This is a genomic window from Mucilaginibacter psychrotolerans (genome assembly GCF_004519315.1).
In the GTDB taxonomy this organism is placed as follows: Bacteria; Bacteroidota; Bacteroidia; order Sphingobacteriales; family Sphingobacteriaceae; genus Mucilaginibacter; species Mucilaginibacter psychrotolerans.
In genome coordinates this window covers 105,111-127,653 of sequence record NZ_SOZE01000014.1, presented here as the reverse complement: position 1 = coordinate 127,653, position 22,543 = coordinate 105,111, and the positions used below count along the sequence as shown (strand labels likewise).

Below are 22,543 nucleotides of genomic sequence, written 5' to 3'. Positions count from 1 at the left end.
AAGGTTGTATTATTTTCGGATATCCATTTTATCGGCAAAGTGAGCGCAATAATCGCGCAGGTCCTCAACGATGTTCTTTTCGCCGGTGGCGCGCAAAAAGGTATCGCCCATGGTTTGCAGGGTTTCGTAGAAGAAGCGTTTCATCTCGTCTACCGGCATATCTTTGGTCCACAGATCGATTTTCAGGGTATTTTTGTAGCTCTGATCCCATAACGAGAGCATGAACGCTTGTACAGGCAAAGCTTCTTTATTTTGAGAATCGGTAGATTCCCACACAATCCTTTCAGGAATGTTATTATCGTCGAGTTGTACAGTAAGCTTTATTTCAGCAGTCTTCATCAAGTTCTATTTAACAATTAAAAATATAATAGCCACCAAAGTTATAAAGCTTAGCTCTACAATCCACAGTTTTTTGGTTTCGGCAAAGAAATTACGGAAAATTATATCCAGCAATGACACAACCACCCCAAACAACACGAATATCCAGGTGATTGTACCGCTCCAATGCTCGTAAGGGCTACCAGTAATTTTGGCACCGTTGATGCTGATGTAGCCCGCCAGTATAAAAAAGCCGGCGGTAGCGAAGTTTAGGGGGCTTATTCTGAATTTACGTGGCTGATCAGCGTTTTTTGCCAGATCGCTTTTGGCTTCCATATTTTTTTTCGGGTTTCTTATTGCTTGGATGATTAGGGTTCTTTTTGGCTTTGGCAGCTTCGAATTTCTTTATCTGCGCCAGCGATTTCTTTTCGTGGAAGGCCCCTTTGAAATCCGGGTCTTCTTTACGCTTTTGCAGGTCTATCTCTTTGGCTTGCTCCTGGCGTTCTTCGTAAGGCGTTTCCTCAATAAACACCCCTTCCGGGATATCGAACACCGGGATAGTTTGCCTGATTAGCTTTTGTATCTTGTTTACGTAATACTCTTCTGAAGGTACCGCAAAGGTAATGGCCACACCAGAGTTATACGCCCTGCCGGTACGGCCTATACGGTGTACGTAATCTTCTATCACCACCGGCACATCGTAGTTAATTACGTGGCTAACATCGCTCACATCAATACCCCGCGAAGCTACATCGGTAGCTACCAGTATTTTCACCAAATCGTTTTTAAAGGAGTTGATGGAGTTGATACGGGTATTTTGCCCTTTATTGGCGTGTAGCACCTTAACGCCGGTTTCGCCGTATTTGCGCAACAGGAATTTATACACATCCTCTGCCGCCACACGGGTTTTGCAGAATACCATCAGTTTCTTTATGTCGCCCTCTTTATCCATCAGGGCCTTTAGCAGGTTTATCTTGGTTTTGTTATTAGGGACATGGTATAGCTGCTGGCTAACCGTTTCTGCAGTCGTAGCTTGCGGTGTTACCTCTATAATCGTTGGGAACTCCAGAAAGTTATACGATAACTCCTGTATCTTATCAGACATGGTGGCCGAGAATAGCAGGTTCTGCCGCTTAACCGGCACTATTTCCAGTATGCGGTTTATCTGCGGCATAAAGCCCATATCCATCATCTTATCGGCCTCATCCAACACCAGCACCTGAAGGGTTTTGGTTATGATATGCCCCGCAAGATAAATATCCAGCAGGCGTCCGGGCGTGGCTACGATAATATCGACCCCCTTATTTATCTGCTCTATCTGCGTTTTTGGGCCAAGGCCGCCGTAAAGTACCACAACCCTTAGGTCGGTATTGGCGGCGAAGGCTTTGATATTCTCTTCTATCTGCATAGCCAACTCTCGCGTTGGCGATACGATGAGTGCACGCGGGCTATCACCCTGTGCGTATTTCAGCTTCATGAGTATCGGCAGCACATAGGCTGCGGTTTTGCCCGTACCCGTTTGGGCAATGCCCATTACATCCTGCCCGTTCAGTATCGGCGGGATGGCTTTTTCCTGTATCGGCGTAGCCTCGGTATAACCGGCATCGGCAATAGCGTTCAATATCTGCCGGTTAAAATTAAAATCTTCAAAGGGTATGCCCATAGCCGCAAAGATAGGTTTTTTGCGCGGTTGCTAGATTTGAGATGTGAGATTAGAGATGTGAGACAAAAAATTAAGTTAATGGCAATCAATAATCATGCTGTAACGTACAAGGTTATTTAGCCGTCATTACATCTAAACATTTATCTTGGCTACTATATCAGCACACATGAAAAAATACCTATTTACCGCTTTTACGATACTATTTTTCGCAGGCACATCCCTGGCCCAGATGGGCAAGGGTGCCAAATACATCGGCGGTAGCTTTAACCTAAATTATGACGAGGCTGGTTATTCCACCTATGTCAGCTACCCGCAGGGCAATACCCAATATTTCAATACGGGCATTTTAAACTTAAACGTTAGCCCCGAGTTTGGCTTCTTTTTGAATAAACATTGGGTTATTGGCATACAGCCGGGCTATGCGCGTACTTCTGGCACCGAGACCAATAACTATTACTCCGCCACCAACGCCGTGGACAATTACAGCCATACCCGTAAATACCATACCGATATTATTGGGCTGGCCATTAACGCGCGTTATTATTGGATGCTGAGTGATAAATTCGGCATTTACCCACAAATCGGTATAAGTAGCAACCATGTGCTGAACAACTTTTTAGTTGGCTCTTTAAACGTAGGCGGCGGCCCGAATGTGGTTTTCTTCCCTACCGAAAAGCTGGGTATTAATATGGGTTTCGGCAATTTCAATTATAACTACAATTACCAAACTAACGGCAGCAAAATTAACCTTGCTTTGAACAACAACTTCAGCTTTGGTTTGAATTATTATTGGGGAGGGAAGTAGAGTCAAGAGATTAGAATCAAGAGACAAGACAAATAAAACTAATACTTCTGTCTTGATTCTTGTATCTTAATTCTTGACTCTAAAAACTATCTTTGCCCTATGCCAACCATCCTCATAAAAGCCGCCACCCTCGTAAACGAAGGCAAACAATTTGTTGCAGATTTACTTGTCAAAGACGGCCACATCGAACGCATCGACAGTTCCATCAACGCGCAAGCCGATAGGGAAATCAATGCTGAAGGCCTGTACCTTTTCCCAGGCTGTATAGACGACCAGGTGCACTTCCGCGAGCCGGGGCTAACACATAAGGGCAATATTTACACCGAGTCGCGCGCAGCGGTTGCAGGCGGCATCACCTCTTTTATGGAAATGCCCAACACCGTGCCCAACACCCTCACCCGAGAACTGCTGGAAGATAAATACGCCATAGCGGCGAAAAATTCTCCTGCTAATTATTCGTTTTACATGGGCGCCAGCAACGATAATCTGGATGAAGTGCTGCGCACCGATACCAAAAACGTGTGCGGCATAAAAGTTTTTATGGGCTCCTCGACGGGCAATATGCTGGTAGATAACCCCACCACGCTGGAGAATTTGTTCGCCAACTCCCCTATGCTTATCGCAACGCATTGCGAGGATGAGGCAACCATTAAAAGTAACCTCGAGCATTTCAAACAATTGCTTGGCGAAAATATCCCGATACAACTCCATCCTAAAATAAGAAATGCGGAAGCTTGCTATCTGTCATCGAGCTTGGCGGTAGAGCTAGCCAAAAAACATAACACACGCCTGCATATTCTGCATATCTCTACCGAGAAAGAAACGCATTTATTCAGCAATGATATACCACTGGAAGATAAACGTATAACCGCTGAAGCCTGCATTCACCATTTGTGGTTTAGCGATGCCGATTACGAAACCAAAGGCAACCTGATCAAATGGAACCCCGCCGTTAAAACCGCTACCGACCGCGATGGCATTTTAGCCGCAGTGCTGGATGGCCGCATAGACGTTATCGCTACCGACCACGCCCCTCACACCGTAGAAGAAAAGGCCCAGGCCTACCTGCAGGCCCCCAGCGGTGGTCCATTGGTGCAGCACGCTTTAGTTGCTATGCTGGAGTTGCACAAGCAAGGCAAAATAACGCTGGAACAAATTGCAGAGAAAATGGCACACAACGTTGCCAAATGCTTCCAGATTGAAAAGCGCGGCTTTATCCGCGAAGGTTATTGGGCAGATCTGGTATTAATTGATTTGAACAGATCCTGGAGCGTTGAAAAGAGCAATATCCTGTACAAATGCGGCTGGTCGCCTTTTGAAGGGCAGCAGTTTGCATCTAGCATTAGCCATACCATCGTATCCGGCAATTTGGTTTACCAGGGCGATAAAGTGGTAGATGGCATTTATGGCCAGCGGATGAGTTTTGTGAGGTAATATCCTTTAAACTATTCGCCTATGCTGATGGCTTATTAATGTTATTTCTCAGATCAGGACATACTGGTCAAAAATGGTTGGTGAAACCCTCGTATAATATTGATTATCAATTAAATGTCTTTTCCTAATTGAAGTTGGTTCCAATTGATTTTTTAAAGGCGAGTTTTCTTAGCCATAAAAGAGCACAGCCAACAACAAATATGTCGCATGGAATGCTATAAGCAGATTTTATTTCTCGAATGAAAAAACTATAGTAATTTTATCTGAACTTATTACCAACCATTTTTGACCACATTGCCCAGATCAGGCACCTAAACACCAAGCTAATAGCGCTATAATCAGTACAATTCCTATTAATATAAAAAAACGTTTGGCTATGGCCGACAGCCGAGTATCGTCGCCATCAATAATTTCTAATGTAGATGGTTCAAATATAAAAGCTATTGCAAAAACAATAACAAATCCAATTTTAGCAATCTTTTTCATATCGGATATCCATCTGAAAACGATTAAGTTTCAACCAATATTACCACTTCATTATCAATTGATAAACACCTCATCAATAAACACCCAACCCGGTTTGCCTTTTGCCGGGTGCCAATCGGGTACGGTTTTTAGCGGTTTAGCAACAAGCTTGATACAAGATACTGTTTGCGCCGTTTTAAGCTGACAGGTTAGAGGCACTAATCCAAAAGGGTCATTTTTAAGCGGTGCCGCTGTTTTAAGGATGCTCAATAATTTCAGATGATCCTTATCAGGTCCACCCCATACTTCTACCCCGGCTGCTAAAAATATTTGCGAGCCAATATTGCGCATGGTGTTGAGTTCTAAGGAATGCATTTCGATAGGTTTATTAAACCACATCATCATCTCCAGGTCCTTTTGCGACCCTAACCACTTACCATTGCCGAAACTTGTACCGCCAAGGTCTTTATCAATTATAGTTTTAGCACCGTCTCCCTTATACTTATCATCGGGGTGGGTGATGAACATCATACTATCGGGCGTGTACCGGCATTTGTAAACATTAAACTGAACCGTATCGCTGCCAATCCATCCCGGCTTAAAGGCGCGGGCTTTTATGACTGTACTTTGTGTAAGAACAGTACCTGGTTTATACAGCGCCGAGCGATTGCTATCCGGTGCGGTACCGTCTGTGGTGTAACGTATATCAACCCCTTTGATAGGGTTGGTTAATAGCAGCGCGTAGCTTTCGCTAAATATCAAAGCTGTATTTTTCAACTGCGGGTTGGTTAGCTTAACCGGCTTACCATCATCCTTAAATCCCGTTAATACTTTCAATTGTTTGTTGCTTGCCTGCATTGATTTAAAATCGGCAGGCTTTAGACCGGTATCCCATACCGCCAGTTCGGCAAGGCTCTTTATCGCGGCCAATTGTTTGATATCGGCTACAGTTAGCTTCACCCCTGATAAAGAAAGACTACGGAGATATTTTAGCCCGCTTAACTCTTGTAAACCCTTACCTGTTACATCGCTAAAATTGAGCACAAGGCGGCGCAAGTTTGGCAGTTTGGCAATGGCTTTCAGGTCGGCATCTTTTACAGGCATTTTATTTAGGTCGAGCGACACCACTTGTTTACTGATGGGGCTTAACTCCTCTAATGCCTTTATATTAAAAGTGCTTTTATTGTAAATATTCACCGCCAAAGCCGGCGACTCCGCAGCTAAGGGGTAAACTACACGGTAGTTATTGTTGAGTTTTTTGATATCATCTTCGCTGGCTGCAGAAAAATCATAGGTCTCTTCGCTACTCTCTGCTGGTTTTAAAAACGAGGAAGCAATTATCCGCAGAGAATCGGTGGCGGGCAAATCGATTACTTTCATTTTGAAATCGGCATTGTTCTTTACCCAAAAGTAAAGCAGCAATTGCTCTTCTTCGGTTAACTGTGGTTTGCCGATAGGTGGCATATGTTTCTTTTCCGGTTCGGGCAGGTGGATGCGCTCCAGCAAAAGGCTCATCTGTGGGTTGCCTGCTACAAACAATTTACCTTTCTTGCCGCCCTTCAGTATGGATGCCTGGTCGCTCAGGCTTAGCCCGCCTTTCATTTTATCGGCATTATGGCAATTCTGGCATTTAGCCTCGAAAATGGGGGCTATCACATCGCGATAAACCAGCGCCTCGTTAATCGGCACCAGCTTTTTGCTGTTATCCATTACCGGCGCAAAAACAAAATCATCGCCGTGGGTAATATTACCACCGAAATGCCCGGCCATTATCAAACAAACAACGGTGACGATTGCACCTGTTTTGGCAATTGTGGCCGTGTACCGTTCGCGGTTGCGGATGAGGTAAACACCATAGCCCACAAATGCCACACCCACCCCAAACCATTTATGCCATTGCAAATTGCTACCCTCATAACCCGCCTCGTGTGATAGCAGCAAGCCCATAATTACAGTGACAGAGGCGAAAAGAGCACCCAGTACCAGCAAATAATCGGTAAAAGACTGGTAAAGTTTTTCACCAACGAACTCCGGCCGAAAGCGAAAATACTCCAGCAGCATGGCCAGCATCAAAATGACGATAGGAAAATGGAGGACGAGCGGGTGCATCCTGCCTGCAGGTTGCAACCATTGTGGTACCACCAGGCTATCTCCCGCCATCAGTAAAACCAAAATAAAAACATTCAGCGCAAACAGCGCCGCATCTGCAAAACCTTTATGGCTGCTCTTCATATATCAAAAGTGGTGCTGCAAGGTTTTAAACGCGTGTAAATTTATAAGGATAAACCTTGCCCGATGCCCACTGCGCTACGTACAGGTTCTCGTCGTTATCCACACATACATCGTGTGGATTTAAAAATATTTTTTCGGCCTGTGCCATGGGTTGCAATACACCATCTATGTAAACCGGTTCGGTACCGCCAAGGTTAGATACCACTTTATTGTTTTTATCAAGTATAGTGGTAAAGCCGGAGTTTTCCTTACCCAAATCAGGTGAGCGCAGCACGGCGGCATACAGGTGATTGCCTTTAATAACGGGGCGGCATACGCAGGCACCGGGGAGTTTGATGATCTCCTGCAATTTGCCATCCATACTAAAGCGTTTGAAACAGTTGCGGGTACGATCGGTCACAATTAAAGTGGGCGCGCCCTTACGTCTGTCGATAACTATACCGTGCGCATTATCCAAATGCTCGTCTCCCTCGCCTTTGCCGCCGAAAAAGCCTTTCAGCTTGCCATCTTTATCGTAATGGGTGATGTATTGTGCACCGTAGCCGTCGGCGATATAAATATCTCCGTTGGTGTCAATAGTGGTTTCCGTGGGAATAAACTCCTCTGCTTTTTTGTAAACGCCGGCTTCCATCGGCACATCAATGGTCATTAATAGCTTCCCATCGAGCGTTGTTTTATAAACCTGGTGCTTTACAGTGTCGGTGATGAAAAGGAATTCGGAACCGTTCTCATTGAACAAAGTTAACCCGTGCGCACCGGGAAAATCATGCCCCCATGTAGTCAACAGCTTCCCCGATTTATTGTAGATAAGTATATTGTTTTTTGTTTCATTGGTAAGCAGCAAAATACGGCCCTTGCTATCCTGCACCATTTCGTGGCAATCATTCACGGGGTTCTTCTGCGAATCGGCTTTGCTCCAGTCTTTATCTAAACGGTAGCGCATATTACCGTGACCGTAAACCGGGCCATCATTTTTTGCGAACAGGTTTTTAGTGATGATAAGCCCTGCCGACAGTACCACAGTACGCTTGATAAATTCTTTTCTTTCCATATTATTTGGTTTTGACCAATTACACTGATTTTTTTTATTTCACCGATGTACGTTCCACCGCGTCATTGCGAGCGAAGCGCGGCAACCATCGGCAAGAAAAGCAGATATACAGAGCGGCTCTGCTAGCCTATGATTGCTTCGTCGTTCCTCCTCGCAATTGCGTTGTGTTGCGTTAGCCCTTAAGTTATGATCCCCTTCACCACATTACCCGCCACATCCGTTAAACGGTAGCGGCGTCCCTGGCTTTTAAAGGTTAGTTTCTTATGGTCGATACCTAATTGATTGAGGATGGTCGCGTGGAAATCGTGCACATGTACGGGGTCTTTGATAATATTGTATCCAAACTCGTCCGATTCGCCGTAAACCATCCCCGGCTTAATGCCGCCGCCGGCCATCCAAACGCTAAAACAGCGCGGGTGATGGTCGCGACCGTAATTGGCTACATCCAGCTTGCCCTGGCTATAATTGGTCCGCCCAAACTCGCCGCCCCAAATTACCAATGTTTCGTCCAGAAGGCCTCTTTGTTTAAGGTCGGTTACCAATGCTGCCGATGCCTGGTCAACATCCTTGGCCTGCCCCGCCATTTCCTGCGGCAAATTATTGTGCTGATCCCATCCCTGGTGGTAAAGCTGCACAAAGCGAACTCCGTTTTCCGACAGCTTTCTTGCCAGCAAACAATTGGCCGCGTAGGTGCCGGGAACCAAACACTCTGGACCATACATTTTTACAATATCGTCCGATTCTTTCGATACATCCATTATCTCCGGCACCGCAGTTTGCATGCGGTAGGCCATTTCGTATTGCTGTATCTTGGTATTTATCTCCGGGTCGCCAAATTCTTTATAGTTAATATCGTTCAATGCAGCCAAGTTATCCAGCATTTTACGGCGTTCGTGTCGGTTCAAACCTTCCGGGTCGTTCAGGTAAAGAATTGGATCTTCACCGCTGCTAAACTGCACCCCCTGGTGGATAGAGTCTAAAAAGCCATTGCTCCAAAGTTTGGAGTAAACGCCCTGCCCGTTGCCTTTTCCTTTAGAAAGCAGTACGGTAAAGGCCGGCAGATTCTTATTCTCGCTGCCAAGCCCATAGCTCACCCAGGATCCCATACTTGGGCGGTTACCCTGCTGGGCACCAGTTTGGAAGAAAGTGAGCGCAGGGTCGTGGTTTATGGCATCTGTGTTCATCGAGCGTATGATGCAAATATCATCCGCTATCTTACCGATATGCGGAAACAGATCACTTATCCATGCGCGCGATTCTCCATATTGTTTAAAATCGTAAAACGAACCCACCAGCGGGAACGATGCCTGCTTTGCAGTCATCCCGGTTAATATTTGGTTACCCCGTACTGATGGTGGCAGCTCCTGCCCCATCATCTGGCGCAATTTGGGTTTGTAATCGAAGGATTCCAACTGTGATGGCGCACCATCCTGGAACAGGTAAATCACCCTTTTTGCCTTTGGCGCAAAGTTGGGGATGCCCGCAATAAAGTCCGCCTCGGCCTCGTCGCCCTTTCCGCTAAACAGATCGGGTATCAGCAACGAACCCAGGGCCGCACTACCAATACCCAGGCTCAGCCTGGAAAGGAATCTACGCCGGTTGATATTTAGCCTGCTTTCTAAAAAGTCTTTTTCCATATCAGGTTTTTGTTATCGCCTCTTCTAAATTATACATTGCATCAACCACTTTCATCATTGCCGCCAGTTTCACCTTGTCTACATTGGCCGGTACAGGGTACTCGCCCACTTTCAATAGTTTATCGGCATCGGCTTTGGTCATGCTCTTTAGTTCCTCATTGTAGTACGCCGTTAATATCGCCAATTCTTTATCCTGCGGATGCCGACACATAATGAGCCGGAATGCCTTGATGATTTTATCCTTTGATTGACTATTATCCTGCAACAATTTTGCTGCCAATACCCTTGCACTTTCCAACACGGTTGGGTCGTTCAGCATCACCAGCGCCTGTAGTGGCGTATTGGTACGCAGGCGCTTCACCTCGCACTGATCGCGGTTGCTGGCATCAAATATCGCCAGCGATGCCGGTGGTACCGTACGCTTAATGAGCGTGTACATCCCTCTGCGGTACAAATCCGGGCCGTGTACTTGCTTATAAGTGGCTAATTGCCCCCTGCCCGATGTGGCATTTTCCCAAAGGCCGGGTGGTTGATAGGGATTTACGCTCGGGCCTCCTATTTTAGGATTTATCAACCCACTGCTTGCTAACACCAAATCGCGCACAAACTCGGCAGGTAAACGGTTGCGCGGGCCGCGCGCGAGGTAAACATTATCAGGGTCTGCTCTAAGTTTGTCCGGGCTAACAACTGCCGATTGCCGGTACGTGGCCGACATTACCACTTGTTTCACCAGTCGTTTCATATCCCAGCCGTGGCTCATAAAGTCTACCGCAAGCCAATCCAATAACTCAGGATGAGACGGCAGATCACCTTGCATACCAAAATCGCCAGAGCTTTTTAAAATGCCCTTGCCAAAAAACTCCTGCCAAACCTGGTTTACAAATACCCTTGCGGTAAGCGGGTTGTTTTTATTGAAAAGCCATTCAGATAAGCCCAGCCTGTTCTTTGGATAATTCGCGGTAAATGGCAGTATCGCTTTTGGCGTGCCCATCGTAACTTCTTCGCCATGGGCATCATAGTTGCCCCGATTAAGTACAAAGGTTTTGCGCACGTACTCGCTATCGGCCATTACAGATACGATCAGTTTATCAGTATCCTGCTTGTTGATGAACTTCAGCACATCTTTTACGTCCTGGTTGCTTATTTGCATCATGGGGCGCTTGGCATAAGTTTCGGGCCCACCTACAGAGGATTGCAGCCCGGCCTCTTTCACACTATTAAAAAACGCAAATACCTGGTAATATTCTTTCTGAGAAAATGGATCATACTTATGATCGTGGCAATGGGCGCACTCCAGGGTTATGCCAAGCAAAGCCTTGCCAAAGGTGTTAGTACGGTCGGTTACGTAGCTTACGCGGTATTCTTCGTCAATTACGCCGCCCTCTTCGGTAATTTTATGATTGCGGTTAAAGCCTGTTGCCAGCAGTTGCTCTTTGGTTGCGTTGGGCATTTGGTCGCCCGCCAACTGCCAGGTGATAAATTTATCGTAAGGCAAATTCTCGTTAAATGCGTGGATCACCCAATCGCGCCAGGGCCACTGACTGCGATAGTTATCATCCTGGTACCCGTGAGAATCGGCATAACGCGAAACGTCCAGCCAATGCAAAGCCATCTTTTCGCCATACTGCGGGGCAGCCATCAAGCGATCAACCATTTTTTGGTAAGCATCGGGGCTTTTGTCTGCCAAAAAATCATCCATCATTTTTAGGGTAGGCGGCAATCCTGTCAAATCAAGCGAAAGCCTTTTTAGCAGGCGTTCTTTATCCGCTTCGGCATTGGGCTCAAAGCCCTTTTGCTCCATTTTTTGCAGCACAAAATTGTCAATCGGGTTTTTCACCCATGCAGTGTTTTTAACTTCTGGTACAGCATGCAAACGCGGAGCAACAAATGCCCAGTGCTTTTCATATTTGGCGCCCTGTTTTATCCAGGCTTTTATCAGGTCTGTTTCAAAAGGTGTCAGTTTCTTTAAGTTGGAGGATGCAGGCGGCATTTGTTCAGCCGTATCCTTGGTAGTGATTCGGCGGTAAACTTCAGATAATGAAGGATCACCAGGAACCAACGCATGCGCAGTGGGATTATCTTTAAGCGCAGCAAAAGCCATCTCCGGAATATCCAGCCGCAAATCAGCTTCGCGATGTCCGGCATCCGGGCCATGGCATTTAAAACACTTATCAGAAAGTATAGGGCGGATGTTAAAATTATAACTGATAGTATCAGGCACCTGCTCTTCATCCACTTGTCCTGCTGAATTGCAGGCTTGCAAAGCACATAAAATGCAACCGGCTATCAAAAGCCACGCGTGGTTCAATCTTGGGAACATTAGTTTAAAGTTGGTTTTACGATCAGGGTCGTTTTCCAAATGTAGCGAAAACCAAAACATTTTCCACTTAAAATTAATCAATCGCAAAGTGTAAAAAAACTGTTACTTCACACAAACCTAAAAAAACTTTCATTTTGATATAAAAAGGCACTTTTTTTGCCCAATACCGCCAGCTTCGGCAAAGTTTTGATTGTAAGATGGTGCTTGCAAAATGAGTTTCTTAACCCCGTTAGCAGCTTAAAAAGGTCTTAATTCCTGGTTGAGATAGCACTCGCTAAAGCGTTTACCCTGGCCTTCACAAACTCGGGACTTACGATTTCGGCCTGGTCACCATACATCATAAACCACCGCACGAATCCTTCTACCGACATCGTCAGGAAAGTCATTTCTAACTGGGTTGGTAACTGCACTTCAGAAACAAAACCGTTGTAATATTTCTGGTCGGAAATAAACCGTACAATAGCATTATCCACCCTGATTACAATCGTTTCGAGTTTATGCTCGTAAGCGGTTTGAGCGATATAGGCTTTTAATGTAGGGTGCTTGCCTTCAAAGGTGTGCCCGGTTTCGACAAGGGAACGAATACGGTCGGTACGAAAATCACGGTAGTCCCGTCGCATCCGGCAATAAGCTATCATGTGCCAGTAGCTGTCCAAATAAAATACGCCAACGGGTTCAATGTCGCGCTTGGTTTTTTCCTGGCTATAACCCGCCATGTAATTTATACAAAGCACTTTTTTATGCGCGATAGCGTTGAGGATGGGCTGCAAATGATCGTTATTATTGATGCGCCGTTGGGTTTGACTTTTAAGTACTTCTATACTGTCGTCCATGCTTTCCAACAGGTCCTTTTCGGCTGTTTTCAATATAGCACGCACCTTATACATAGCCGATTTATGCTGCGCGGCAGTAGAAGCATCGGTCATCTTCTCCACAAATTTTTCGGCCGTCAGAAACGCCGTGGCTTCTTCGCGGGTAAACATAATGGGTGGCAGTCGATAACCATCTACAAGGGAATAGCCCACTCCTGCCTCGCCGATAACCGGGATACCTGCTTCTTCCAGCGAGCGCACATCACGGTAAACCGTACGCAGACTGATGCCGAATCGCTCCGCAATATCGCTGGCCTTTACCACCCTGCGCGATTGCAGTTGGATGAGTATTGCGGAGATACGGTCGATACGGTTCATACCTCAAAATAAACTAAATTAAACTAATTTGCGCCAAACAGAGTTTAATAATTATGAGCGACAACGATAAAATCATCACTTTCGAGAGCTATTACGACCCCATGCTGGCACACATTATCCAAACACGGCTGGAAGACAGCGGCATCTCCTGTTTTATTGCCGACGAAAACACCATCGGCGCGCAGCCTTTTTACAACCAGGCGATAGGTGGCATCAAGATAAAGATATTTGAGCGCGATCTGGAACGTGCCCGCGAGATACTGGCGGAGGATAATGAATTGGAGGAGTAAGTTGAAAAGTTAGATGTTTAAAAGACTGAAAATTGAAGACCGGAAGCTTAAGCTAAAGATATCGTATTAAAAACCTTATTCCCCATGGACAGAAAGTGATATTGGATGCAATGGTTTTTTGCGCAAATATAACACTCAGCAACAACACTGATGGTGACACCATTTTGACACCATTTTGAAATTTTCAAACAACTGATTAGGAACACATTAACAGTGTTCACGGTGTTCACACTGCGCCGCGTGAACACTTAATTAACACTTTTGGCGGTTTGCTTTCCCGACTTTTAGGTTAGGCTTTGAACCCCAAGCCTCAAAAGGCAGTGACATAAACCTGACTTCTGTATCAAAACCGATACAAAAGCAGGTATTTTTTCCTGATTATTATATATTAGCCGTATGATTGATCGCCGTAAATTCCTTAAAGCAACCGCCGCAAGCGCTTCATTAGCAGCATTATCTCAATACAGTTTAGCAACGCCAGCAACCAATAAGGTAAGCGAAGCCGCAGCCGGTGGCTTCCCCATTGTAATTTCTACCTGGGATTTTGGGATTGCTGCTAACAAAGAAGCCTGGAAAACCCTTGCGGCGGGCGGTCGTGCGCTTGATGCTGTAGAGGCCGGCGTGAAAATACCCGAGGCCGACATGAAGAATCACACTGTTGGCCGCGCCGGCTATCCCGACCGAGACGGGCATGTTACCCTGGATGCCTGCATAATGGACGAGTTTGGCAACTGTGGCTCGGTAGCCGCGATGGAAGACATTGCACACCCTATCTCGGTAGCACGCCTGGTGATGGAAAAAACCCCGCACGTGATGCTGGTTGGCGATGGCGCAAGCCAGTTTGCCGTAGAGCAGGGCTTTAAACGAGAGAAATTGCTCACCGCGGAGTCGGAAAAGGAATGGAAGAAATGGCTGGTAAAAGCTGAATATTCGCCAAAAATGAATATAGAGAACGACCAGCACCGGCCCGGCGGCAAATACAACCACGATACTATAGGTATGCTGGCTTTGGATGCCAAGGGTAACATCAGTGGTGCCTGCACCACCAGTGGCATGGCCTTTAAACTGCATGGCCGCGTAGGCGACAGCCCCATCATAGGCGCGGGCTTATATGTAGATAACGAGGTGGGCGGTGCCACATCAACCGGCGTTGGCGAGGAAGTGATACGCAACGTAGGTAGCTTTTTGGTGGTAGAGCTCATGCGCCAGGGCCTTTCGCCAGAGGACGCCTGTAAAGAGGCAGTTAACCGTATTATCCGCAAAAAACCAGAGACTGCAAAGAAAATACAAGTGGGCTTTTTGGCCATCAACAAAAAAGGTGAATACGGCGCATATGCTATACAAGAGGGTTTCTCTTTCGCCGTATGCAACGCCGATAAACAAGACCTGCTTATCCCCGGCAAAAGTTTTTATAAGGACGATAAGAAATAAAGTCCATAGTCCATTGACCATATTCCATGGAAAAAACTGTGTTTTGCCATGGTCTATCGACTATAGACGATGGACTTAAATATCCTAAACTAAATTTCTACAGACATGGTAACACTTGAAGTTTGCTCCAATTCGGTCACATCAGCATTAGCGGCCCAGGAAGGCGGTGCGGTACGGGTGGAGCTTTGCGAGAACCTTGCCGAGGGCGGCACTACCCCGTCTTACGGGCAGTTGCTACTAGCCCGCAAACTTTTACATATCCAACTTTTTGTGCTGATACGCCCACGAAGCGGAGATTTTTTGTACTCCGAACTGGAATACGAGGTGATTAAAGCCGATGTGCGCAATTGCATAGAAGCGGGAGCCGACGGCATTGTGATAGGCATCCTGAACGCGGATGGTACCATAGATAAACCCCGTTGCCTGGAGTTGGTGCGCATGGCAAAGCAATTCGGGCTGGCCGTAACGTTCCATCGGGCTTTCGATATGTGTGCCGACTTGTATCAGTCTCTGGAAGATATTATAGAATTAGGCTGCGATCGTATCCTCACCTCGGGAGGCAAAAGTACGGCCATGGAGGGCGCAAGCACGCTCAACCACTTGGTAGAGAAAGCTGCGGGCCGCATAGCCATTATGGCCGGAAGCGGCGTTAACCCAAATAACGTTGCCGATCTGGTGCATTTTACCAGCGTTACCGAGGTACATTCGTCCGCCCGTATCCACGTGCCCGGCAAAATGGAATACCATAACGACCATATCCTGCTAAGTAATGGCATGAAAGACGAGTATGGACTGGATATGACCGGTGTAGAAGTGGTGAAAAGCATTATTGCTGCGGCGAATAGTTAATAAAGAATCTCCATTGCGAGAAGCAGCTCAGGGCATGCGCTGTGGGGCTACAAGGCTATCTTCGGCAAGCCGGTCGGACTTGCATACGGCTCTCCCGCTGATGATTGCCGCGCTATCGCTTATAATGACGTGGTTTTAAGTTATTGATTATCAGTATACATTTTTACGCGTCATAACCTTTTTTTTCAGGGTTACCCCCTGATGGATACTCGCAAAGACGAGGTGGCGATCACTCCCTAAAATATACTTACCGGCAATACCAACTCTATCCTATTCTTTCCATTTCCTCCGAACTGGTCATCATCCAATAAATAACTGTACCTGACGCCGAACGATATGGCCGCCTGGTTGAATATCTTCCCATCGAAAAACAAAGCTGCCCCGACCGAGCGAAAATTGGCGTTGAAAAGTTTACCGTTGAGCAGGAAGCTGCCGTCGGTGGCGTGGGTATGATCGTAAAACAGGTAGCCACGCACGCGCAGCAGATAAGCCAGGTTGCCGAAACCCGCATCCGGGTAAGCTATGGGGAAATGGTAGCTTACACCATACTTCTGCATCTTATCCAAACTTTCGGCGGTATAGCCTTTGGAGAACGGAAAATCATTGGAGAAGCCGATGCTATTATCTTTTCCTTTTTGCTGATAAGCGCCGCTGATAACCAGGCTATGATTAACAGACAGGCCAGGGAAGTAGAGTGAACCTGTACCCAGAAACTGCGTTGCGCTTAGCCCCGCTATGGCTGTTTTATAATTTAGGCTGAAGCTTTGCGCCAGACGGGGGTTTATCTGTTGTTTGGCTTGTTGTATCTGGTTACTGAAGCTAATGTAGTTATTGAGATAAGTGTAGTGCCTGTCGGCGAACTGGCTGCGGAACGCCTCCTGGAATCGGCGCTGGCTATAGTACACATCGCTGCCGAAATTTAAGAAGGTAGATGTTTTGCCGCCGGTGAAATCAAGTGGCACTTCCAGCCCGGCATGCAGGTCGGTTTCATTAAAATAAACCTTGTTGCCTTTAGAGAAGCCTCGCCTATCGAACGTATAATTGGCCCCTGCGGAAATATAAGGGAAAAGCGCGCCGTAAACGCCGGTGTAACCAATGCGTTTATAACCCTCATCGCGGTTGTAATTAAAGGAGAGCCGCGATTGGAAGGTATTCAGCACGTTCTCTCCCGCCAACTCCAACGAGTAGTTGGGGTCGTTGATATTAGGGAAAACACTATGGAAATTGAACAACCCATGAGCTTTGCTGTATTTGGTAATGGAGAGTTGTGTATTAGGTACGGACGACGAGAGGTTAGCGGCGGAATCCAGGCTTAATATGCTGATGCCGATATTGGATAAGGGTTCCGCCTTGCTCAATGGCGTTTCATTGAAGTCATTTTCCGACAACGTACCCTCCATGATATTATAACCATAGGGAGTAAAACCGACCCAAGCCAACTTTGAATTGATTACAGCGGGTTGGTATGAGCCTATTACCGCACTCCTATTCCCTTCGCTGGTATCCTTCAGAAAAACCTGGCCGGTTTTTAGCGAGAGTACAAATAGCTTATCATAGGCACCCGTAGTTTTGCTAAAAATCACTCTGCCATTTCCGACTGCAATAAAACCTATAGGTTCAAAACCAAAGGGGGTAAAATATTTAACGACGCTGGTTTTTATGTCAACCGATGCCAGTGCCATCTGCCCTTTTCCATTCCTTACTGCAGAAACTATTTGATCATCAGCATAAAATTCAGGATACGTGTAAAATAAATTGTCGGGATTGGGAATTGCGGTTAATAGCTTCCCGCTTTCAGCATCTAATAAATGCAGCGCATTTTTGCCGGATGGCTCTACATCAACTGCTACAATACTTTTGCCATCATTACTAAAAGCAGGCGAAAAGTACTTGGTTTTGCGGGTGATGCGTCGTTCCTTGTGGGTATTAATGTCCAGTACGACCAACTCATTGTAATTGCGATATCCCCAACGCGCATCTGGCCGGTAGGACGCATAAACCACTTTGCTATCATGGTAGGTAAAGTAGTTATCGGTAGTGATATCCTGTACGGCAATAGCCTTATCTTTTCCTTTACTTCGGATAACAAACTCGGGAATGTGGTTGTATGCTGTTTTTAAATAAATGAGGGTACTGTCGTTTATATAAGCCGGATACTCCTCATGAGCAACGAAGTGCCGACGCAGGTTGTCATCGATAACCTGGTCGTTACCAAACTGTTTGCTAAATTGTTTAAATGCGCTATCTCTGAATACCTTATAGGTTTTCCCCGAGTATTTTTTTATCGCATTCTGAAATGGATAAAACCCCGTTTTAAATGCCGCCGCATCATGCGTAACCTTTTCCCAAAAATCGCTGCCGTACTTTTCGCGGCCATAGGCTACCATCATATAGCCAAGGGGGTAATGGTCGGGCACGAAATCTACGTACGAGCCATTGCGCAACTTCATCCAGCTATAATTTTTGCCGGCTGCCCAAAGCGCTCGGAAACCATTGAAAAAATACGGCAGCCTGCCCCTGCCCTGCGGGCTTACCAGGGTTTCGTTGTAAACAGCATCACCCTCAAAGAACCAATTCGGCACAGACAAATCATTCCCCAACGCCTGCCCACCCTCGCCGAAAAATACACGCAACACATGCGAAAGCCCCACGTTGAAATTATTATACTGCTGCACATGCCTGAATTCGTGGATGGCCAGTTGCCCCGGCCAGTACAAACTGCCGATCTCAAAACTATTCTGTGATGGCATCAAATAAAATTCGCTACGGAAAGGCGCAAGCCCCACATAGGCGTTAGATATGGTGGTTTGGTTTTGCAGCACAATGCTGATTTGCTTCTGCCTGAAACCGATGCTGGGTTTTATCTTCGGGTTGATGTATTGGATGATGTTCGCCACTTGCAAAGCCGCAGAATCCATTCCTTCGGGGAAAATCACTTTGGTTGCCGGGGTGTTTACCTGCCTCCATTTAATAGATGGCGGGTTGCCCCCGAATTGCTGAGCCATTGCGGAAGTAGCAGTGATGAGCAGCATTAGCAGCGTTTGGCAGAAGCGGTTTCTCATTGGGGTGAAAGTAAATATTCTCAATCAATTTGTCCGAATCAGAATTCACAGAATTATAAAATTAACAGAATGCAGGGCGGCTTTGTCAATTCTGAAAATTCCATAATTCTGTAAATTCTGATTCAGATGACATTCATGGGTTTAAAACCACGTACATTTGCCCTTTGTTACCGATACATCATGGCTAAAGTTTCTATCAACCTGGCAACAGGTTCTATACAAAAAGAAGATATCATCGTAGGGATTGACCTGGGTACCACCAACTCGCTGGTCGCCTTTATAGACCCGGACAAGAACCCGAAAGTAATTAACGATACCGGTAAGGGTGTTTTAGTGCCTTCGGTAGTGCATTTTGGCCCAACGGGCGATATCACGGTAGGCAACGAAGCCAAGGAACACCTGATAACCGACCCACAGAATACGGTTTTTTCGGTAAAACGTTTGCTTGGCCGCTCCTATGCAGATGTAAAGGACTACCAGAATTTCTTTTCCTACAAAATCATCGACGATGATACCGAAAGCCTCGTAAAAATAAAAGTAGGCGATAAGTTCTATACGCCTATTGAACTATCTGGCCTGATACTGAAAGAATTAAAAGACCGTGCAGAGCATGCGCTCAAAACGCCGGTTAACCGGGCAGTAATTACGGTACCAGCTTACTTTAACGATTCGCAGCGGCAGGCAACAAGGGATGCAGGTAAACTGGCTGGCCTTGATGTTTTACGCATTGTAAACGAACCTACTGCAGCAAGCCTGGCCTACGGTATAGGCCTCGATCCGGAAGAAACCAAAACTGTTGCGGTGTACGATTTGGGCGGCGGCACTTTCGATGTATCGATATTACAGATACAAAACGGCATCTTCGAGGTGCTATCTACTAATGGCGATACCTTTTTAGGCGGCGACGATTTCGACCGCACTATTGCCGATTTCTGGATAGAAAAGAACAATATAAATAAAGCCGAACTGGCTGAAAACCGCGAGCTTACCCAACAACTTCGACTGAAAGCCGAAGAAGCCAAAAAGGCATTTGCGCACCAAAGCCTTTTCAACGAAAAGATAGGCGACATTTGGTGCACTATAGACCGTAACACCTTCGAAGAACTGATATTGCCCAAAGTGCAGCAAACCATTACCGCTTGCCAAAATGCATTGAACGACGCCAAACTTACGGTTGCTGATATTGACGAGGTAATCATGGTGGGCGGCAGTACCCGTACCGCTTTGGTGAAGAAAATGGTAGCTGAATTCTTCGGTCGCCCCGTGCACGATGATGTAAACCCCGACGAGGTAGTTGCCCTTGGCGCAGCTATACAAGCCGATGTTTTGGCCGGCAACCGCAGCGATATTCTACTGCTTGATGTTACTCCGCTGTCGCTTGGTATAGAAACCATGGGCGGGTTGATGGATACCATTATCCCCCGCAACTCAAAAATACCAACCAAGGCAGGTAGGCAATACACGACGAGCAAGGATGGGCAGGTGAACATGAAAATTGCCGTTTACCAGGGCGAGCGCGACCTGATCAAAGAGAACCGCAAGCTAGCCGAATTCGAATTGAAAGGCATACCCGCTATGCCAGCCGGCTTCCCCAAAGTAGATATCAACTTCATTTTGAATGCCGATGGTATTTTGAAAGTGCAGGCCATAGAGCTGCGCAGCGGTGTTAAGCAGGAAGTAGAAGTAAAACCAGCCTACGGCATAAACGACGAACTGGTGGAGAAAATGCTGATGGACAGCATCACGAACGCCAAAGACGACGTAGCCGCCCGTATGCTGATAGAAGCCAAAACCGAAGGAGAGCAAATGGTTTATACCGTGGAGCGTTTCCTGGAGAAAAACGGAAACTTGTTAGATGAAGCCGAAATTGCCCAAACCAAACAATACCTTACCAACCTACAGGTATCATTAGGTACCGAAGATAAGGACCTGATACACGCCAAAATAGATGAGTTAAATAACTTTACCCGCCCCTTTGCCGAGCGCGTGATGGATATCGCCATAGGCACCGCCATGCGCGGGAAGAGCGTGGAGTAAGCCACAGGTGTTCCACTTTGAATGCGGAACACTTATTTTTAAATTAGTGCTGATTATCAAATGGTTACATTTTTAGTGAAACACTTTGGCATACCCGATAAACTTTAGGTAAAGCACACAATTACCTTAATGTTAACAATTTAAATAAACTCTGCTAAAACAAGCGGAACACTTTTTTTTAACAAAAGTGAAACACCTTTAGGGCATAATCCGTCGATGGGTTTAAGTATCCGACATCCTTAAATTAAGTCCATGCTATGTCAGTATCTTTATAGCCAAAAATCGTCGTAAATCTTCAAAATATTGCCGAGTTTACGCAAACCTAATGCTATATTGCGTGTTGATTATACCCAAAGCAAACACATTTGAAAAACATCTTCCGCCTGCTGCTTGTTATTTTCGCCGCCTCCATCACCACCACATCTGCGCAAGTCACCGTTAAAGATACTACCCTAAAAGTGGCCGTTAAAGACACCACCTTAAAACCCACCCTGGATACCGCCCGCTACGATTCGTTGATGGCCCGCATGGGTAATGGCGATAAACGCTGGCCTGTTAAAAATGCGCCTTACCCCCGCCCCGGTGCCATATTGCCCTTTAACCGTATCGTAGCCTACTACGGCAATATGTACTCCAAAAACATGGGTGTGCTGGGCCAATATGAACCCGTTGAAATGCGCCGTAGACTAATGGCTGAAGTAAAAGCATGGCAAGCTGCTGATACGCTTACCCCAGTGATACCAGCCCTGCATTATATATGCGTAACCGCACAGGCCGATGCCGGTGCCAATAAATTATACAATTTACGCATGCCTTTTAGCCAGATTGATAAAGCAATAGAAATGGCTAAGCCGATAAATGCATTGGTGTTTTTGGATATACAGGTTGGCTACAGCACGGTACAAACCGAACTGCCCCGCCTGGAAAAATATTTGAAAATGCCCAACGTACACTTCGGTATCGACCCTGAGTTTTCGATGAAAGAGGGCAGCGTGCCGGGCAAACGCATCGGCACTTTTGATGCGGCTGACATTAACTACGTGAGCGATTACCTGAGCAAGCTTTGCATTAAATACAACCTGCCGCCCAAAATATTCGTGGTGCATCGTTTTACCAAGCGCATGGTGACCAACTACCAGGATATCAAGCTACGCGATAACGTACAATTCGTAATGGATATGGATGGCTGGGGCCCGCCCGAACTCAAGAAAGGCACTTACAAATACTTCGTGCAGGGCGAACCGGTACAATTCACCGGCTTTAAGCTGTTTTACAAAAACGATATCAAAAATGCACCGAACCGCATGCTTACCCCAAAAGAAGTGCTTAGCCTGAAACCGGCACCGCTTTATATACAGTATCAATAATAACAGCTATTGAGCCGAATTGAGTGAACACAAATTTTCACCAATTGAGACGAATTTCACGAATTCACTCCACTACGTCCTTGCGAAGCCGAAGCGGAGGAACGTGCGCGGGAGGCTGTGGCAATCATCGGCAAGCAGAGCCGCTGTGCAAATCCGACCTTCATACCGATGATTGCCGCGCTATCGCTTATAATGACGCGGCTGTAAGTTATTGATAATCAATATACTTTTTTTCGCGTCATCGCATTTTTTTCCAGGGCACCCCCTGGTGGATACTCGCAAGGACGCAGTGGTAAGCTCGGATGGTCATCACAAAATCAAATGCTCACTTTTTTCAAATAAATTCTACTATTCCCCTATACTATATATATATTTGGGCTATCGAAATGATG

At 46.3% G+C, this 22,543-nt stretch carries 17 protein-coding genes; 7 read left to right on the top strand and 10 right to left on the bottom strand.

Going from position 1 to position 22,543, the window contains the following annotated elements; all coding sequences use genetic code 11:
• Nucleotides 1-9: 9 nt before the first annotated feature.
• Genes gldC through E2R66_RS14955 form a run of 3 tightly spaced genes read right to left on the bottom strand, consistent with a single transcriptional unit; the run spans nt 10 to nt 1,981 of the window.
• A complete protein-coding gene (gene gldC, locus E2R66_RS14965) occupies nt 10-339 on the bottom strand; it encodes a gliding motility protein GldC (protein WP_133231965.1) in 330 nt (109 codons plus the stop codon).
• A gap of 6 nt (nt 340-345) precedes the next feature.
• Nucleotides 346-654 carry a hypothetical protein gene (locus E2R66_RS14960; RefSeq protein ID WP_133231967.1) on the bottom strand — a complete coding sequence of 103 codons (309 nt, stop codon included), beginning with the start codon at nt 652-654 and terminating at the stop codon, nt 346-348.
• Nucleotides 620-1,981 (bottom strand): DEAD/DEAH box helicase, encoded by a 1,362-nt coding sequence (locus tag E2R66_RS14955; RefSeq protein ID WP_133231969.1) that lies wholly within the window; start codon nt 1,979-1,981, stop codon nt 620-622. Before E2R66_RS14955 ends, E2R66_RS14960 begins: the two co-directional genes overlap by 35 nt.
• A 166-nt stretch (nt 1,982-2,147) precedes the next feature.
• Between E2R66_RS14955 and E2R66_RS14950 the strand changes: the two genes are divergently transcribed.
• Nucleotides 2,148-2,786: a hypothetical protein gene (locus E2R66_RS14950; RefSeq protein WP_133231971.1), complete on the top strand. Its 639-nt coding sequence runs from the start codon at nt 2,148-2,150 to the stop codon at nt 2,784-2,786.
• Between the two features lie 99 nt (nt 2,787-2,885).
• Nucleotides 2,886-4,220 (top strand): dihydroorotase, encoded by a 1,335-nt coding sequence (locus E2R66_RS14945; RefSeq protein WP_133231973.1) that lies wholly within the window; start codon nt 2,886-2,888, stop codon nt 4,218-4,220.
• 303 nt (nt 4,221-4,523) lie between these two features.
• Here the strand turns inward: E2R66_RS14945 and E2R66_RS14940 are convergent, their stop codons facing one another.
• From E2R66_RS14940 to E2R66_RS14915, 6 genes are all read right to left on the bottom strand, one after another.
• The gene (locus E2R66_RS14940) at nt 4,524-4,706 is read right to left on the bottom strand and encodes a hypothetical protein (RefSeq protein ID WP_133231975.1); all 183 of its coding nucleotides are present in this window, start codon (nt 4,704-4,706) and stop codon (nt 4,524-4,526) included.
• 54 nt (nt 4,707-4,760) lie between these two features.
• Nucleotides 4,761-6,917, bottom strand: a complete 2,157-nt coding sequence (locus E2R66_RS14935; RefSeq protein ID WP_133231977.1) for a c-type cytochrome domain-containing protein — start codon at nt 6,915-6,917, stop codon at nt 4,761-4,763.
• Between the two features lie 25 nt (nt 6,918-6,942).
• On the bottom strand, nt 6,943-7,968 hold the full coding sequence (locus tag E2R66_RS14930; protein ID WP_133231979.1) for an NHL repeat-containing protein: 1,026 nt from the start codon (nt 7,966-7,968) through the stop codon (nt 6,943-6,945).
• A gap of 179 nt (nt 7,969-8,147) precedes the next feature.
• Entirely contained in the window at nt 8,148-9,605 is a 1,458-nt protein-coding gene (locus E2R66_RS14925) for a DUF1501 domain-containing protein (protein ID WP_133231981.1), read from the bottom strand.
• Nucleotide 9,606: 1 nt separating this feature from the next.
• Nucleotides 9,607-11,925, bottom strand: a complete 2,319-nt coding sequence (locus E2R66_RS14920; protein WP_133231983.1) for a PSD1 and planctomycete cytochrome C domain-containing protein — start codon at nt 11,923-11,925, stop codon at nt 9,607-9,609.
• Nucleotides 11,926-12,173: 248 nt separating this feature from the next.
• Nucleotides 12,174-13,115 (bottom strand): helix-turn-helix transcriptional regulator, encoded by a 942-nt coding sequence (locus E2R66_RS14915; RefSeq protein WP_133231985.1) that lies wholly within the window; start codon nt 13,113-13,115, stop codon nt 12,174-12,176.
• Nucleotides 13,116-13,168: 53 nt separating this feature from the next.
• Between E2R66_RS14915 and E2R66_RS14910 the strand changes: the two genes are divergently transcribed.
• From E2R66_RS14910 to E2R66_RS14900, 3 genes are all read left to right on the top strand, one after another.
• Nucleotides 13,169-13,405, top strand: coding sequence for a putative signal transducing protein (locus E2R66_RS14910; RefSeq protein WP_133231987.1), 237 nt, complete (start codon nt 13,169-13,171; stop codon nt 13,403-13,405).
• 396 nt (nt 13,406-13,801) lie between these two features.
• Nucleotides 13,802-14,836, top strand: coding sequence for a N(4)-(beta-N-acetylglucosaminyl)-L-asparaginase (locus E2R66_RS14905; protein ID WP_133231989.1), 1,035 nt, complete (start codon nt 13,802-13,804; stop codon nt 14,834-14,836).
• 105 nt (nt 14,837-14,941) lie between these two features.
• The gene (locus E2R66_RS14900) at nt 14,942-15,685 is read left to right on the top strand and encodes a copper homeostasis protein CutC (protein ID WP_133231991.1); all 744 of its coding nucleotides are present in this window, start codon (nt 14,942-14,944) and stop codon (nt 15,683-15,685) included.
• Between the two features lie 236 nt (nt 15,686-15,921).
• Here the strand turns inward: E2R66_RS14900 and E2R66_RS14895 are convergent, their stop codons facing one another.
• Nucleotides 15,922-18,747 carry a TolB family protein gene (locus E2R66_RS14895; RefSeq protein ID WP_133231993.1) on the bottom strand — a complete coding sequence of 942 codons (2,826 nt, stop codon included), beginning with the start codon at nt 18,745-18,747 and terminating at the stop codon, nt 15,922-15,924.
• A 180-nt stretch (nt 18,748-18,927) separates the two neighbouring features.
• Between E2R66_RS14895 and hscA the strand changes: the two genes are divergently transcribed.
• Nucleotides 18,928-20,784, top strand: coding sequence for a Fe-S protein assembly chaperone HscA (gene hscA / locus E2R66_RS14890; RefSeq protein ID WP_133231995.1), 1,857 nt, complete (start codon nt 18,928-18,930; stop codon nt 20,782-20,784).
• 365 nt (nt 20,785-21,149) lie between these two features.
• Entirely contained in the window at nt 21,150-22,151 is a 1,002-nt protein-coding gene (locus tag E2R66_RS14885; protein ID WP_133231997.1) for a hypothetical protein, read from the top strand.
• The last annotated feature ends 392 nt before the right edge of the window (nt 22,152-22,543 follow it).